At 39.0% G+C, this 14,379-nt stretch carries 14 protein-coding genes and 1 pseudogene; 12 read left to right on the top strand and 3 right to left on the bottom strand.

Features of this window, described 5'->3' with window-relative positions:
* Nucleotides 1-77: 77 nt before the first annotated feature.
* Nucleotides 78-1,130 (top strand): glycoside hydrolase family 15 protein, encoded by a 1,053-nt coding sequence (locus tag CHI06_RS08725; protein ID WP_257009214.1) that lies wholly within the window; start codon nucleotides 78-80, stop codon nucleotides 1,128-1,130.
* Nucleotides 1,131-1,180: 50 nt separating this feature from the next.
* On the opposite strand, the gene CHI06_RS08720 is transcribed toward CHI06_RS08725, so the two are convergent.
* Nucleotides 1,181-1,387 (bottom strand): hypothetical protein, encoded by a 207-nt coding sequence (locus CHI06_RS08720; protein WP_095248039.1) that lies wholly within the window; start codon nucleotides 1,385-1,387, stop codon nucleotides 1,181-1,183.
* Between the two features lie 246 nt (nucleotides 1,388-1,633).
* Between CHI06_RS08720 and aceB the strand changes: the two genes are divergently transcribed.
* The 10 genes and pseudogenes from aceB (at nucleotide 1,634) to CHI06_RS08670 (ending at nucleotide 11,361) form a co-directional block, all read left to right on the top strand.
* On the top strand, nucleotides 1,634-3,226 hold the full coding sequence (gene aceB / locus CHI06_RS08715; RefSeq protein WP_095248038.1) for a malate synthase A: 1,593 nt from the start codon (nucleotides 1,634-1,636) through the stop codon (nucleotides 3,224-3,226).
* Nucleotides 3,227-3,259: 33 nt separating this feature from the next.
* Complete coding sequence (aceA, locus tag CHI06_RS08710) at nucleotides 3,260-4,537, top strand: isocitrate lyase (RefSeq protein ID WP_095248036.1); 1,278 nt, start codon at nucleotides 3,260-3,262, stop codon at nucleotides 4,535-4,537.
* A gap of 212 nt (nucleotides 4,538-4,749) precedes the next feature.
* The gene (locus CHI06_RS08705; protein ID WP_179292562.1) at nucleotides 4,750-5,181 is read left to right on the top strand and encodes a YueI family protein; all 432 of its coding nucleotides are present in this window, start codon (nucleotides 4,750-4,752) and stop codon (nucleotides 5,179-5,181) included.
* 302 nt (nucleotides 5,182-5,483) lie between these two features.
* Nucleotides 5,484-6,026 carry a hypothetical protein gene (locus CHI06_RS08700; protein WP_095248033.1) on the top strand — a complete coding sequence of 181 codons (543 nt, stop codon included), beginning with the start codon at nucleotides 5,484-5,486 and terminating at the stop codon, nucleotides 6,024-6,026.
* 33 nt (nucleotides 6,027-6,059) lie between these two features.
* The gene (locus CHI06_RS08695; protein WP_095248032.1) at nucleotides 6,060-6,416 is read left to right on the top strand and encodes a hypothetical protein; all 357 of its coding nucleotides are present in this window, start codon (nucleotides 6,060-6,062) and stop codon (nucleotides 6,414-6,416) included.
* A gap of 19 nt (nucleotides 6,417-6,435) precedes the next feature.
* Entirely contained in the window at nucleotides 6,436-6,696 is a 261-nt protein-coding gene (locus tag CHI06_RS08690) for a hypothetical protein (RefSeq protein WP_095248031.1), read from the top strand.
* A gap of 154 nt (nucleotides 6,697-6,850) precedes the next feature.
* Nucleotides 6,851-7,144, top strand: coding sequence for an Asp-tRNA(Asn)/Glu-tRNA(Gln) amidotransferase subunit GatC (gene gatC / locus CHI06_RS08685; RefSeq protein WP_095248030.1), 294 nt, complete (start codon nucleotides 6,851-6,853; stop codon nucleotides 7,142-7,144).
* 96 nt (nucleotides 7,145-7,240) lie between these two features.
* The gene (gatA, locus tag CHI06_RS08680) at nucleotides 7,241-8,698 is read left to right on the top strand and encodes an Asp-tRNA(Asn)/Glu-tRNA(Gln) amidotransferase subunit GatA (protein ID WP_095248029.1); all 1,458 of its coding nucleotides are present in this window, start codon (nucleotides 7,241-7,243) and stop codon (nucleotides 8,696-8,698) included.
* A gap of 12 nt (nucleotides 8,699-8,710) precedes the next feature.
* The gene (gene gatB / locus CHI06_RS08675; protein WP_095248028.1) at nucleotides 8,711-10,138 is read left to right on the top strand and encodes an Asp-tRNA(Asn)/Glu-tRNA(Gln) amidotransferase subunit GatB; all 1,428 of its coding nucleotides are present in this window, start codon (nucleotides 8,711-8,713) and stop codon (nucleotides 10,136-10,138) included.
* Between the two features lie 545 nt (nucleotides 10,139-10,683).
* A pseudogene (locus CHI06_RS08670) lies at nucleotides 10,684-11,361 on the top strand (DUF421 domain-containing protein).
* Between the two features lie 35 nt (nucleotides 11,362-11,396).
* Here CHI06_RS08670 and putP read toward each other — a convergent pair.
* The gene (gene putP / locus CHI06_RS08665) at nucleotides 11,397-12,875 is read right to left on the bottom strand and encodes a sodium/proline symporter PutP (protein ID WP_095248027.1); all 1,479 of its coding nucleotides are present in this window, start codon (nucleotides 12,873-12,875) and stop codon (nucleotides 11,397-11,399) included.
* Between the two features lie 216 nt (nucleotides 12,876-13,091).
* Between putP and CHI06_RS08660 the strand changes: the two genes are divergently transcribed.
* The gene (locus CHI06_RS08660) at nucleotides 13,092-13,643 is read left to right on the top strand and encodes a thioredoxin family protein (RefSeq protein ID WP_095248055.1); all 552 of its coding nucleotides are present in this window, start codon (nucleotides 13,092-13,094) and stop codon (nucleotides 13,641-13,643) included.
* A 33-nt stretch (nucleotides 13,644-13,676) separates the two neighbouring features.
* On the opposite strand, the gene plsY is transcribed toward CHI06_RS08660, so the two are convergent.
* A complete protein-coding gene (plsY, locus tag CHI06_RS08655; protein WP_095248026.1) occupies nucleotides 13,677-14,303 on the bottom strand; it encodes a glycerol-3-phosphate 1-O-acyltransferase PlsY in 627 nt (208 codons plus the stop codon).
* Nucleotides 14,304-14,379 lie beyond the last annotated feature (76 nt).

Genomic DNA, 14,379 nt, shown 5'->3' with positions numbered 1-14,379 from the left:
TATCCATTAACACAGCCTATTGTATAAAAAGACTGTAAACGGGCTAAAAAGAAAGGTAAAAAGTAATCGAGGTTGAAATGATGAATGAGAGAATATTTCACAGCTATCAAATTTTAGATCAATTACGTTTGCCGCATGGATTGTATTTGGCCTCTTCGTCAAAGGACTATCATTATGTCTGGTTACGGGATTCTTTTTATATGTCCCTGCCTTATTTGGAAAAAAACAATCAAATTTATGAAATGACCTACCACCGGATATTGGACTTATTTAGAGAATACGAATGGAAGCTGGATATTCATACCGTTCAAAGGCCAAGAGAGCAATGGGAGTACATTCACGCTAGATACTCTGCTTCTGAAGTAAGGGAAATTGATACACCTTGGGGACATGCTCAGCATGACGCCATTGGAGCCATACTATGGGGAATTGGGATGGGTCAAAAAAGGGGTAAAAATATAATAAGAGATGATAAGGATCACAAGATTGTACAAAAGCTGGTTGGCTACTTAGGCTGTGTACAGTACTGGGAAGACGAAGATAATGGCATGTGGGAGGAATGGAGAGAAATCCATTCAAGTTCTGTCGGGGCGTGTGTGGCAGGCCTTCAGGCAGTAAAAGATATAGTATTTGTGCCAGGTGAATGGATTACGAAGGGCAGGCAGACCCTTACTAATCTTTATCCACATGAAAGCAGTGACCGTCCATTTGATTTAGCGCAATTGAGTTTAATCTTCCCGTATGGGGTTTTGATGGGGGAGGAAGCGAGAGTGGTGGTTGACCAAATTGAATCACACTTATTACGTGAACGCGGGGTTATCCGGTATAAAGGGGATTCCTATTATTCCACAGTTGAACATGAAGGAAGGCATCACGATTTACCTTTTTATTATGGGACCGAGGCGGAGTGGACCTTTGGGCTGCCATGGCTGGCACTTTGCCATTTAGAGTTAGGTAATGTTGAAAAAGCAAATCATTTCATAAAACTAACAGAAAAGGTAATGCTCAGTGATGGGAGTTTGCCAGAACTGTATTTTGCAAGAACAGATAGCTATAATTCCAATACTCCGCTAGGCTGGGGAAGTGCGATGTATATCCTAGCAAAAGAGCGTTATGAACATATTATATAGTAGGAGGGCTGCCCGAGAATAATGGCAGCCCTTTTGGGTTAGTCTAGCATTTATTCCGAAAGAGAAGATTTAACTGAATGTTGTGCTTGTGTAACAGCTGATAAAGCAGAAGAGATCTCACTGGATGCTTGTTTCATTGCTTCCTGAGCTAGGGTTGGATCTGAATTTGCTTTTTCAATTGCTTGACTTAGCAGGGTTTGTGTCAGTGTAACATTGGCCTTCGCTTGGTTTAATTGGTTGACATCAATTTGTGGCATAACCATTCCTCCTTTAAATAATTGCGAATCACCTCTATATCATGACCCTCCATTTGTAAAATATTAATGGAAAAAATACCCTTTTTAAAAGCTTGATCAGGTTGGTAACAATAATTAAAACTCCAACAGGGAATTTGTACCTATTTTTGAAAATTTTCTGAAAAAGTAGTTCCATTTTATTTTTTTGTGTTATATAATACAACACATGGATATACACTGTATTATAACAAAGGGGTGAATAAGTTCATGTCGACGCAAACAACAGGTACTCAAGTAGTTGGTGCCAAGAAAGCGCATTATGATGAGATTTTAACATTTGAGGCGCTAAGATTTATTGGGGAGTTAGAACGAAAATTTGGAGCACGAAGAAATGAACTGTTACAGTACAGGCGCAAACGCCAAGAGGAAATCAATAACGGAAAGCTTCCGGATTTCCTCCCTGAAACAAAGCATATCCGTAATGGCGATTGGACAATTGCTCCATTACCGATAGACCTTCAGGATCGAAGGGTTGAAATCACCGGACCGACAGACAGAAAAATGGTGATCAATGCCCTTAATTCGGGTGCAAAGGTTTTTATGGCTGATTTTGAAGATGCTACTTCACCAACCTGGGAAAATATAGTCGAGGGACAAATCAACTTAAGAGACGCAGTAAATCGGACGATTTCCTATGAAAATCAAAATGGAAAAAGATATGTGATGAATGAGGAAACAGCAGTCTTGTTTGTTAGACCGCGTGGACTTCATTTAGAAGAGAAACATGTGCTGCTTAATGGCAAACCTATTTCTGGAAGTTTTTTTGATTTTGGAATGTATTTTTTCCATAATGTAAAAAATTTGCTGGCCGGGCGAACAGGTCCTTATTTTTACCTGCCAAAGCTAGAAGGCCATTTAGAAGCACGGCTTTGGAATGATGTATTTATTTTTGCGCAGAAAAGTCTTGGAATACCTCAAGGAACGATTAAAGCAACAGTCTTAATTGAGACCATTCTGGCAGCATTTGAAATGAATGAAATTCTATTTGAATTAAAGGAACATTCAGCAGGTTTGAACTGCGGCAGATGGGATTATATTTTTAGCTATTTAAAAAAACTGCGTAACCATGAAACTATCCTTCTGCCAGATCGATCCCAAGTAACGATGACAGTACCATTTATGCGTTCCTATTCATTGCTTACCATTCAAACCTGTCATCGCCGGAAAGCCCCTGCTATTGGAGGGATGGCGGCACAAATACCGATTCGAGACAATCCGCAGGCAAACGAGGAAGCATTCGCAAAGGTTCGTGCTGATAAGGAACGTGAAGCGTGCGATGGTCATGATGGTACATGGGTAGCACACCCTGGTCTTGTCCCAGTAGCTCTAGAAGTATTTGATCGAGAAATGCCGATGGCTAACCAGATTCATACAAACAAACAACAAAAAATTACGATAACAGCCAGCGATTTGCTTGAGACACCAAACGGTAAAATTACCGAAGAAGGTGTGCGCGTTAATATCAATGTAGGAATTCAATATATTGCTTCGTGGTTATCTGGAAGAGGAGCTGCACCCATTCATAACTTAATGGAGGATGCGGCAACTGCTGAAATCTCACGGGCTCAAGTTTGGCAATGGATCCGTCACCCAAAAGGTATACTCACCGATGGCAGAAAAATAACTGCAGATTTGTATGAGCAATTCAAGGGTGAGGAACTAGAAAAAATAAAGAATGAGATTGGCATGCACGCTTATGAGAATGGCTGTTTCCCTGAAGGTGTTGAGCTATTTGACAGCTTGATCGTAAATGATGAGTTTGTAGAGTTTTTAACATTACCTGGGTATAAGCTTTTATAAAATACATTAATAGATTAATAGGAGGAATATAAAATGACAAATTCAAGAGCGAAGGAATTACAAGAAAGCTGGGAGTTAGATAAACGTTGGAATGGGATTACTAGACCGTATAGTGCTGAGGATGTTATTAAGCTTCGTGGTTCTATTGATATTGAGCATACATTGGCTAGACGTGGTGCAGAAAAGCTTTGGCAGCAAATAAATGAAGAAGATTACGTTAATGCGCTAGGGGCGTTAACAGGAAATCAAGCTGTTCAGCAGGTCAAAGCTGGATTAAAAGCAATTTACTTAAGCGGCTGGCAGGTTGCTGCGGATGCAAATCTATCTGGGCATATGTATCCGGATCAAAGTTTATATCCTGCAAACAGTGTGCCGAGTGTGGTTAAACGAATTAACCAAGCACTTCAACGGGCAGACCAAATCACTCATTCAGAAGGCGATAATTCTATCGATTGGTTTGTTCCGATTGTAGCTGATGCAGAAGCGGGCTTTGGCGGACAGTTAAACTGCTTTGAATTGATGAAGGGAATGATTGAAGCAGGAGCTGCGGGCGTTCACTTTGAAGATCAGCTTTCCTCTGAGAAAAAATGCGGTCACTTAGGCGGTAAAGTCTTATTGCCAACACAGACAGCTGTTCGGAATTTAATAGCTGCTCGTTTGGCTGCTGATGTTATGGGTGTTCCAACTGTTTTGGTTGCCCGCACGGATGCAAATGCTGCCGATTTAATTACGAGTGATATTGATATGAATGACGCACCGTTTATTACTGGAGAGCGGACGGCAGAAGGCTTTTTCCGTACAAGTGCAGGACTTGATCAGGCGATTGCCCGCGGCTTAGCATATGCACCATATGCAGATTTAATTTGGTGTGAAACTTCTGAGCCAAACATTGAGGAAGCGAGACGTTTTGCAGAAGCGATTCATGAAAAATTCCCTGGTAAAATGCTTGCTTACAACTGCTCACCATCGTTTAACTGGAAGAAGAAGCTCGATCAAGAAACGATTGCAAAATTCCAGCAAGAGCTTGGAAAAATGGGCTACAAGTTCCAATTCGTTACACTTGCAGGCTTCCATGCCTTGAACCACAGCATGTTTGAATTGGCTCGCGGCTATAAAGAGCGCGGAATGGCTGCATACTCAGAATTGCAACAGGCTGAGTTCGACAGCGAGCAATACGGCTACACAGCAACAAGACATCAACGCGAGGTTGGAACAGGCTACTTTGACCAAGTTTCCATGGTCATCACAGGCGGAACATCTTCTACGACCGCGTTAAAAGGTTCTACAGAAGAAGAGCAATTTACAAAGTAATCTTACGGCAAATCCCCCTCTCCATATTTAGAGAGGGGATTTTGGCTTGGCGGGAGAACTACTTTGTGGATGGGGGGATTTATTCTCGGATAACGAAAAACACTCTCGGATAGCAGGATTTACACTCGGATACCTGCAACTTTTTTGGAATAGAACAATTTATAGGGTATTATCATACATAATAATAAGCCCTTTTAATGGAGTTGATCTATTTGAAAAAGTCGAACGTGGAGGAAGTCCTTCAACAGGGAATACATGGACCATTGGAAACGAAGCCGGATGAAAGGCGAAAATTTTTAGGTACCTTACGCGAACGCATCATTCTTGCTCTTAAGAAAAGCCAAGTGGCAGAAGCAACTATTTATCCCCAAGTCGAGAAGGAAATGAAGAAAAATCCCCAGGTAAATCTTTTGTTAAATGGAAATATGGACTATTCAGTCTTATCCAAATATGTAAAATTAGCAGCTAAACACAATATCGAGCATAAAATCGTAACCAATAAGGAACATGATACAGAAGTGGGCTTATTGCTTGCGATGGACGAAGCAATTGATAAAGAAGATATTTACATCACTACGAAAGAAATCAGTCAACCTGAACCCCCAAAAAACAAAGGACTATTTGCAAAACTTTTTAAACGATAATGTACAAAGGCAGCAGTCAATCTCGACTGCTGCCTTTATTAATTCAATAGGTTCTTTTGGAGGAGGTATTTAGAATTATATTTGGGTATAACTGGAATTTAACAAAAAACTAGAATATTATACTAGTAAGGAGATTACCATTTTAGTTACTTATTAAGGAGGGGAGGAAACTAGATAATAAACTCATAATAGGAACGAAAAGAAAAATGGTCAGGTAGGAAGGTGGTATTTATTTTGCCTTGTACTTTTTACTAGAGATTACTAGATTACTAACATCTGACCAAATCTAGGAGGAGAGAATTATGAGAAAATGTAAATTACTCTTTATCGTGGTAGTTCTAATGCTTACACTTTCAGGATGTAAATATCCAACTCTGGAAAAGGCCATTGCAGAAACGATCCCTTTTGAAGTAAAAGAAGTTTTATACAAGAAGAAAAGTGATGGGATAACAATCGTCCTTTACTCTACGAAAGCAGAAGGGGAAGAGGTTGAACACATAAAAGAGCCGGTGCTGGGTGTTTCTTTCTTTGAAGGGAACGATGAAGAAGGATGGAAAAATGATGGTCCGAATGGGTGGGAACATGCGGAGAGTGAAACCTATTCCATTTATAACGAGAACTATACCAAGTATGATGACAAAGGTAATGCTCTTAAAGATATTTACGTTGTGTTTGGAGAAATCAATAATGAGAATATCACAACCATCGAAATCGCCAATCAGGATACTGAAGATTATAAAAAAGCAAAAATGATTAAGAAGGATGGAAAACGCTACTATGTAGGGTTAGGCTTCCGCCCACAGGTTAGAGCTTTAAATGGTAATGGCGAGGTTATTCCACAATAATTTAATACATATTGAAATTCTGGGGGGATGGATATGCTTGAAAATAAAACACTTTTGATTTCATCATTAGTTTTATCTATCGGAATCATTATAGGCTGTTATCTCCTTGCTTCAAAACCTGACTCAGCAGTAATTGATTCTTCCAGTAAATCTGAGGTACAAGGCAGCATACTACTGAATATAAAAGAAACCTCTGTACTTTTAGGGATCTCAGAAGAAGAATTAAAGAAGATTATGGCTGCGGAAAAACAAATATTAAATACTACAGGTTCTTATGATGGTGCCATGCTTCCATATATTGTGATTGAGGGGAAGCGGTATTTTGAAAGAACACAATTATTAATATGGGCACAGGAGTCAGCGACACTGCATAAGGAATATGGATTATAGATAGGGGGTCTCAAGCTAGATGGCAAAGAAAAGTTTCTTTAAATTATTTGCTAAGAACATTAAAAAGTCTATGGGACCAGGCCAATATCAAGTAAATGGAATTAATGTATCCTGTGTACATTGTAAATATGGTTGGTTTGAGCAGGGACATGCTCAATTGAATACATCTATAGCGACCTTTTTTAATCTTGACTTTGCCAATCCAACCGCCACGATACTTACCTGTCGTCAATGTGGATATGTCCATTGGTTTTACAAAAAGGTTAATAGAATCGATTGAACAAAATAAAGGAGCTGAGGCTCTTTTTTTAATGCCAAAAATCTAAAAAGTAATGCTTTTGACAATACTGATGAGGGAATCATTGCGGTGAAGCGGAAAAGTTTGGTATTATCAATAATAAAATGACTATGCAAAAGAGATTGGGGGTAAAAAAATGACAAGAATCTCAAACGAACAAGTGAAACATGTAGCAAACTTGGCTAGATTAGCGATAACAGAAGAAGAGGCTGAGAAGTTTACGAAACAGCTGGACGCGATTATTACATTTGCAGAACAGTTAAATGAATTAGATACGGAAAATGTTGAACCAACCTACCATGTGCTGGAAATGAAAAATATCTTCCGTGAGGACATCAAGCAATCAGGATTACCACGTGAGGAAGTACTGAAAAATGCGCCAGACCACCAGGATGGACAGATAAAAGTACCTGCAATAATTGGGGAGTAAGAAAAGCGGAAGCGCCTTGCTTGAGGGAAAAATGCAGTCCAATTTTTCCTAGGGGCGAGCCCCTAGGCGTTGGAGCTAGCCAGAAGGAGGAAAACGGTGAGTTTATTTGATTATAAAGTGTCAGATCTCCATGAACTTTTACATAAAAAAGAATTAAAAGTCACTGATCTTGTTGAAGAGTCCTATAAAAGAATTGCTAAGGTTGATGACAAGGTTCAAGCATTTCTGACGTTAGATGAGGAAAAGGCACGACGAACTGCAAATTCACTAGATGAGAAGCTTATTGCCAACTCTACAAATAACTTGTTATTTGGGATGCCGATTGGCATAAAAGACAATATTGTCACAAAAGGACTCCGGACAACCTGTGCAAGTAAGATTCTAGAAAACTTTAATCCCATCTACGATGCTACTGTTGTTCAAAAGCTGCAGCAGCAGGAAACTGTAACAATTGGAAAGTTAAACATGGATGAGTTTGCAATGGGTTCTTCTAACGAAAATTCCCATTATCAAAAGACCCGAAATCCTTGGGATTTAGAGAGAGTACCAGGCGGTTCATCAGGCGGCTCAGCGGCTTCTGTTGCGGCAGGCGAAGTACTATTTTCCTTAGGTTCCGATACAGGGGGATCTATTCGTCAGCCAGCATCTTTTTGCGGAGTAGTAGGGTTAAAGCCAACATATGGCCGTGTATCTCGTTTCGGGTTGGTTGCATTTGCATCCTCCCTTGACCAAATTGGACCGATTACAAGAACGGTTGAAGATAATGCTTATCTTTTGCAAGCCATATCTGGACTAGATCCAATGGACTCCACATCAGCGAATGTGGATGTACCGAATTTCGTCTCTGCATTAACTAGTGATGTAAAAGGATTAAAAATCGCCGTACCTAAGGAGTATCTTGGTGAGGGTGTGACTGAAACAGTTCGCCAGTCGGTACTGGATGCTTTAAAAGTACTTGAAAAACAAGGAGCAGTATGGGAAGAGGTTTCCTTGCCCCATTCTAAATATGCTTTAGCTGCCTATTATTTGCTTTCTTCTTCCGAAGCTTCTGCCAATCTAGCCCGCTTCGATGGCGTTCGCTATGGTTATAGAACTCCGAATGCTGATAATTTACTTGATTTATATAAGAAGTCTAGATCTGAAGGCTTTGGTGACGAGGTAAAACGCAGAATCATGCTCGGTACATTTGCGTTAAGTTCTGGGTATTACGATGCTTATTACAAAAAGGCACAGCAGGTTCGTACATTAATTAAGAAGGACTTTGAAGAAGTATTTGAAAAGTATGATGTCATCGTTGGTCCAACAACACCAACTCCAGCATTTAAAATCGGGGAAAATATTGGTGACCCATTAACGATGTACGCAAATGATATTCTAACGATTCCCGTGAACCTTGCAGGAGTACCTGGAATCTCAGTTCCGTGTGGATTTGATAATGGACTGCCGCTTGGATTGCAAATCATCGGAAAGCATTTTGATGAGGCGACTATTTATCGTGTAGCACATACATTTGAACAAGCAACAGATTTTCATAAACAGAAGCCAGGAATATAGGGGGTGAAGACGATGGAATTTGAAACAGTGATTGGTCTTGAAGTGCATGTTGAGTTAAAAACGGATTCGAAAATCTTTTCAGCCAGCCCAAACCATTTTGGGTCGGAGCCAAATACGAATACGAGTGTGATTGACCTTGGTTATCCCGGAGTGCTGCCGGTCCTTAACAAAAAAGCGGTAGAATTCGGAATGAAGGCAGCAATGGCATTGAATTGCCAGGTAGCTACTCACACGAAATTTGATCGGAAGAATTATTTTTATCCAGATAATCCGAAGGCTTATCAGATTTCTCAATTTGATAAGCCAATCGGGGAGCATGGCTGGATAGATATTGAGGTAAACGGCTACACAAAACGGATTGGAATTACAAGGATTCATTTAGAAGAAGATGCAGGAAAACTGAGTCACGGGAATGGCTATTCATTAGTGGATTATAACCGCCAGGGAACTCCACTTGTGGAAATAGTTTCTGAGCCAGATATCCGTACTCCAGATGAAGCATACGCCTATCTTGAAAAATTAAAATCCATCATTCAATATACAGGTGTTTCTGACTGTAAGATGGAAGAAGGTTCATTACGTTGTGACGCCAATATTTCGATTCGTCCAGTTGGTCAAGAAGAGTTTGGAACAAAGACAGAATTAAAGAACTTAAACTCTTTTAACTTCGTCCGTAAAGGTCTGGAATTTGAGGAAAAGCGTCAGCGTGAGGTTGTCACTAGTGGCGGGACAATTGATCAAGAGACTCGTCGATTTGATGAAGCAACAGGAGCTACATTGCTTATGCGTGTTAAAGAGGGATCGGATGATTATCGATACTTCCCTGAACCTGATCTACTTGATATCTATATTGATGAGGAATGGAAAAATCGAATTGCTGCTGAAATTCCTGAACTTCCGGACCAGCGGCAAAAGCGTTATATAGATGAACTGGGATTACCTGTTTATGATGCCAAGGTATTAACGGTAACGAAGGAAATGGCAGATTTCTTTGAAGGAACCGTGGCAGCAGGTGCAGAGGCAAAATTGGCTTCGAACTGGATCATGGGAGATGTTTCTGCTTACCTGAATGCTGAGGGGAAAGAACTTCACCAAATTGCTTTAACACCTGAAGGCTTAGCTAGTATGATTAAGCTCATCGAGAATGGAACCATTTCTTCCAAAATCGCAAAGACTGTTTTCAAAGAATTGATTGAAAACGGTGGCGAGGCTGAGAAAATCGTTAAGGACAAAGGGCTCGTACAAATATCAGATGAAGGAACACTGTTGAAAATCATTTCAGAAGTTCTCGACTCGAATCCACAATCCGTTGAAGACTTTAAGAACGGTAAAAATAAGGCAGTGGGATTCCTGGTTGGCCAGCTAATGAAAGCAACAAAGGGGCAGGCAAATCCACAAATGGTTAATCAATTATTACAGCAGGAATTAACGAAACGATAAAAACACTAAGCTGGCAGATTTCTCTGCCAGTTTTTTTGTCGAATAGATCTTCGACATTCTTTTTTTAGATTTCCCGGGAAAAACCTTTTTAAATATGGGCTTGAGGTAAAACTAATCAAACGATTGATTAGTTGACTTTTTTCTACCCTTTTTTTGAAGAAAACCCTTTATATACAGGGATTTGTTATCATTTTAATCAAACGTTTGATTAATAGTTCTGCTGACGAGACCTGTCGAAACCCAACTTGATTTAAAGTATGAAGCGCAGTTAAATAATTATTAGGAAATAAATCGACATTTATTTTGCTCTTTATTAGAGATAAGACCTTTATTTATAGGTGGTAAGGCAAAACTAATCAAACGTTTGGTTAAAAGACAAAATTCTACTGTTTTTAGGTGAGAAAACCTTTATTAATAATAGTTTAGACTCAATTTAATCAAACGTTTGATTAACGACAAAATTTGATCATTTAATGATGGTTTGAAAGAACTTTTGCTAATACTAGTGAAGAAGTCAAAGATTGTTGAATGGAGTTCGTAACGAAATGAAAATCATGCAGTTAACAATTGAACTTATGGTTGGATTTTTTTTCCTCTTTGTTATTGTGAAGATTGTAGGAAAGAAAATCATTAGTCAATTTACTCCTTTTTCTTTTATCGCAGCAATTGTATTAGGTGAATTATTAGGAAATGCTTTATATGATCATAAAATAGGAGTTTTTTATATCGTTTAATCAATGGCGGTATGGGGAGGATTACTATTTTTTGTTGAATACCTAAGTCAAAAAATCCTTTCCTTCAGGGGAGTTGTTGAAGGAAAACCTTCAGCACTAATTAAAAATGGAGTTGTAGATCGAGAAGCCTTAAGGAAAAATAGGATGAATATTAACCAACTTCAAAGTATACGCAGGCAAAGTGAAACCTTTTCTATTCGTGAAGTAGCCTTTTGCTATTTAGAGGCGAACGGATCGATTAGCATATTAAAAAAGTCAAAATATCAAAAAACTACTCAGGAAGATTTCAATATGCCTTCCAAAGTAGTTTCTGTACCTGTCACCTTAATAAGAGATGGTGAAGTATTATGGGATGAAATTTTTGATTTGGGCTTTGATGAATCGTGGCTAAAATCACAATTAATTACTCAACAAATTACTGATTACAAAGATGTATTTATTGCAGAATGGCTACATGGCGACGGTCTTTTTGTACAGTCTTTCAAGTAGAAATGCCCATAAAAATTATGGGCATTCTATCTGATCTAGTCTTGTTTTAATAAGCGGACACTTTCATCAAATTCTTTTTCGATTACTTCATTTTTCTTGTAAGTGATAAAGCTTACGATAACAGCGACGATTAGGTTAAGGACAAAGCCCGGAACAATCTCATAAAGTGTGTCGCCAAGACCAACATTTTTCCAAACAATAACGGTGACAGCACCAACAATCATTCCAAAAAGTGCTCCCCAATGGGTCATCTTTCTCCAGAATAAACTTAGAATAATGATTGGTCCGAATGCTGCACCGAAGCCTGCCCATGCATATGCAACAAGGTCTAGTATGGTGCTGTTTTGGTCAAGTGCAAGGATGGCAGCAACAACTGCTACCAAAAGAACAGCCATTCTTCCTAAGAAGACAAGATGTTTGTCTGAAGCTTTTTTGTTCATGACTACTTTATATAGATCTTCCACTAATGCACTGGAAGTAACGATTAATTGTGATGAGATTGTACTCATAATCGCTGCAAGAATGGCTGCTAAAGCAAATCCAGCGAATAAAGGATGGAATAAAATCTGACTTAATTCAATAAATACGGCTTCAGGATTCTCCAATACATGCTGTGGATTGTTATGGAAGAAGGCAATTCCGATGAATCCAGTAAAGATCGTACCAATAAGTGAGAAAATCATCCAACCCATTCCAATGCGGCGGGCACTTTTTGTTTCTTTTACAGTGGTGATGGCCATAAAACGTACAATAATATGCGGCTGGCCAAAATAACCAAGTCCCCAAGCCATTGCAGAAATAATTCCTAAAGTTGTTGTACCTTTAAAGAAATCAAGATATGTTGGATCAATAGCACGAATCGTATCAAAGGTTTCCGCAGGACCACCTACTGAGAAAATTCCAATAGCCGGAACTAGGAGAAGGGCAATCAGCATCATTAACCCTTGGATGAAGTCTGTATAACTTACAGCCAGAAAACCACCAAATAATGTGTAGGCAATGGTTACACCGCCAACAATTAAAAGACCTGTAAGGTAACTTGTACCGAATGAGCTTTCAAAAAAGACAGCGCCAGAAACTAAACCAGATGAAACATAGAAAGTAAAGAAAATAAGAATAACGATACCTGAAACGATACGTAGCAGTTTCGTATTATCTTTAAATCGATTTTCAAGATAGCTTGGAATCGTAATAGAATCATTGGCAACCTGTGTATAAGAGCGTAGTCGAGGTGCAACCAATAACCAGTTAAGATAAGCGCCAATTGTTAAACCAATGGCAATCCAGGCATCAGCTAAACCAGTTACATAAATTCCACCAGGTAACCCCATTAACAGCCAGCCGCTCATATCAGCAGCTCCAGCACTTAAAGCAGTTACAGCTGGACCTAAAGACCTTCCCCCAAGCATATAATCCGTTAGATTGCTGGTTTTTCGATAGGAATACCAACCGATAAAAAGCATCATGGCAAGGTAAATTCCAATTGATACCAGCTGAAGTGTTTCATTGGACATAGATTTTCCCCCTATTGTAGAAAATAAATTAAAATAATATTATCTATATATAAAATATTCTACCAATTTGAAAATACTTTTTCTATTGTTAATTTATTACTTTCTTAAAATAGGAAAAAATGCTTGTACTATAATGGTAGGAAAGGGATAATCCATATGTTTGTAAGTAAGGATTGGAAGGATTATGATAATAGTAAGTTGAAGGGAGTGTTTATGTTGGAATTAAATTCTTGGTTTCAAAAGGGATTAACAAAAGATCAGTACATTGATGCAATGACACGGAATAAAGAAGAAATGGTTTCCATTTATGAACGCTTTGAGTTAAAGGAAGAGGACAAAAGAAAACTTGAAGCAATGCAATCGAAAAAGCTGCGAGCCATTGTTCTTACAGAGGATTGGTGTGGTGACGCCATGCTTAATAACCCGGTATTGCTAAGAGTGGCTGAAGCTGCCAATATAGAGGTGCGTTTTGTACTAAGGGATCAAAACCTTGAGTTAATGGACCGATATTTAACGAATGGTACTTCTAGAGCGATACCAATTTTTATTTTCATTGACCAAGAAGGAAATGAAGTTGGAGTTTGGGGGCCGCGTGCACCTGAAATGCAGGCTCTTGTAGAAAAGGGACGTGCAGAACTGCCTGATAAGGAAGCACCGGATTTCCAAGAGAAGCAAATGGCATTATATAAACGTCTTGGGACATCCTATCAGACTGATTCATCCATTTGGAAAACTGTTGCCAACAGCATTATGACAGCCTTTTTATAAAAATAAATCCCTGGCGTTTTCAGCCAGGGATTTTTACATTTTTAATCCGTTATTCTTAGGTGGAATCCGGTCGTTAATTAGGTTCTTGTCGTTAATTTTGGGTTCGATTCCAAGAATTAGGTTACGTATATTAGAACGGTGAAGATAAATCAAAAATAAAGTAAAAAATAAAAAGATAAGTTCAAATTTAATTTCTGGTGAAAAATAAGAATAAATCAGCAAGCTAAGTCCTACAGAAATTGAGCCGAAAAATACGTATTTTGTTAAAAATATTACCAAGAAGAACGTTGCATATGCAAGTAAAGCTAATGGGAAACTTGCTACTGCTAAAGTTCCAGCAGTTGTAGCGATTGCTTTTCCACCGCGAAAACCGGCAAAAATAGGATAGCAATGTCCTACTACTGCCATCAGACCAAAGTAAAGTGGTTCGACATCAAGGGTGAAATATAAAGGAAGGTAAGCAGCGAGTGCCCCTTTACCAATATCGACGAGTACCACGATAATGGCAGATCCTTTTCCAAGAACCCTTAATGTGTTCGTGGCACCAGGATTTTTGCTTCCATGGTCGCGAATATCAACCCCAAAGACCAGCTTGCCCACAATCAGCGCAGTCGGAATGCTTCCAATCAAATAGGAGGAAAGGAGCAACAACCAAAGCATATCATCATTCCTTTGTCAGAGTATCTTCTATAACAATAGCATTTTACCATACATCAATGGTATTATTTTAATAATT

It is taken from the genome of Bacillus sp. 7884-1, from assembly GCF_002272245.1.
GTDB lineage: Bacteria > Bacillota > Bacilli > Bacillales > Cytobacillaceae > Neobacillus.
The sequence above is the reverse complement of the archived record's forward strand: the minus strand, read 5'-3'. Positions and strand labels throughout refer to the sequence as shown.

Coding starts and splice junctions, on each gene's coding strand:
- CHI06_RS08720 (WP_095248039.1), bottom strand. CDS start 1,387: ATGCCACAAATTGATGTCAACCAATTAAACCAAGCGAAGGCCAATGTT.
- CHI06_RS08695 (WP_095248032.1), top strand. CDS start 6,060: ATGCTTGAAAATAAAACACTTTTGATTTCATCATTAGTTTTATCTATC.
- aceA (WP_095248036.1), top strand. CDS start 3,260: ATGACAAATTCAAGAGCGAAGGAATTACAAGAAAGCTGGGAGTTAGAT.
- aceB (WP_095248038.1), top strand. CDS start 1,634: ATGTCGACGCAAACAACAGGTACTCAAGTAGTTGGTGCCAAGAAAGCG.
- gatB (WP_095248028.1), top strand. CDS start 8,711: ATGGAATTTGAAACAGTGATTGGTCTTGAAGTGCATGTTGAGTTAAAA.
- putP (WP_095248027.1), bottom strand. CDS start 12,875: ATGTCCAATGAAACACTTCAGCTGGTATCAATTGGAATTTACCTTGCC.
- CHI06_RS08700 (WP_095248033.1), top strand. CDS start 5,484: ATGAGAAAATGTAAATTACTCTTTATCGTGGTAGTTCTAATGCTTACA.
- gatC (WP_095248030.1), top strand. CDS start 6,851: ATGACAAGAATCTCAAACGAACAAGTGAAACATGTAGCAAACTTGGCT.
- plsY (WP_095248026.1), bottom strand. CDS start 14,303: ATGCTTTGGTTGTTGCTCCTTTCCTCCTATTTGATTGGAAGCATTCCG.
- CHI06_RS08690 (WP_095248031.1), top strand. CDS start 6,436: ATGGCAAAGAAAAGTTTCTTTAAATTATTTGCTAAGAACATTAAAAAG.
- CHI06_RS08725 (WP_257009214.1), top strand. CDS start 78: ATGATGAATGAGAGAATATTTCACAGCTATCAAATTTTAGATCAATTA.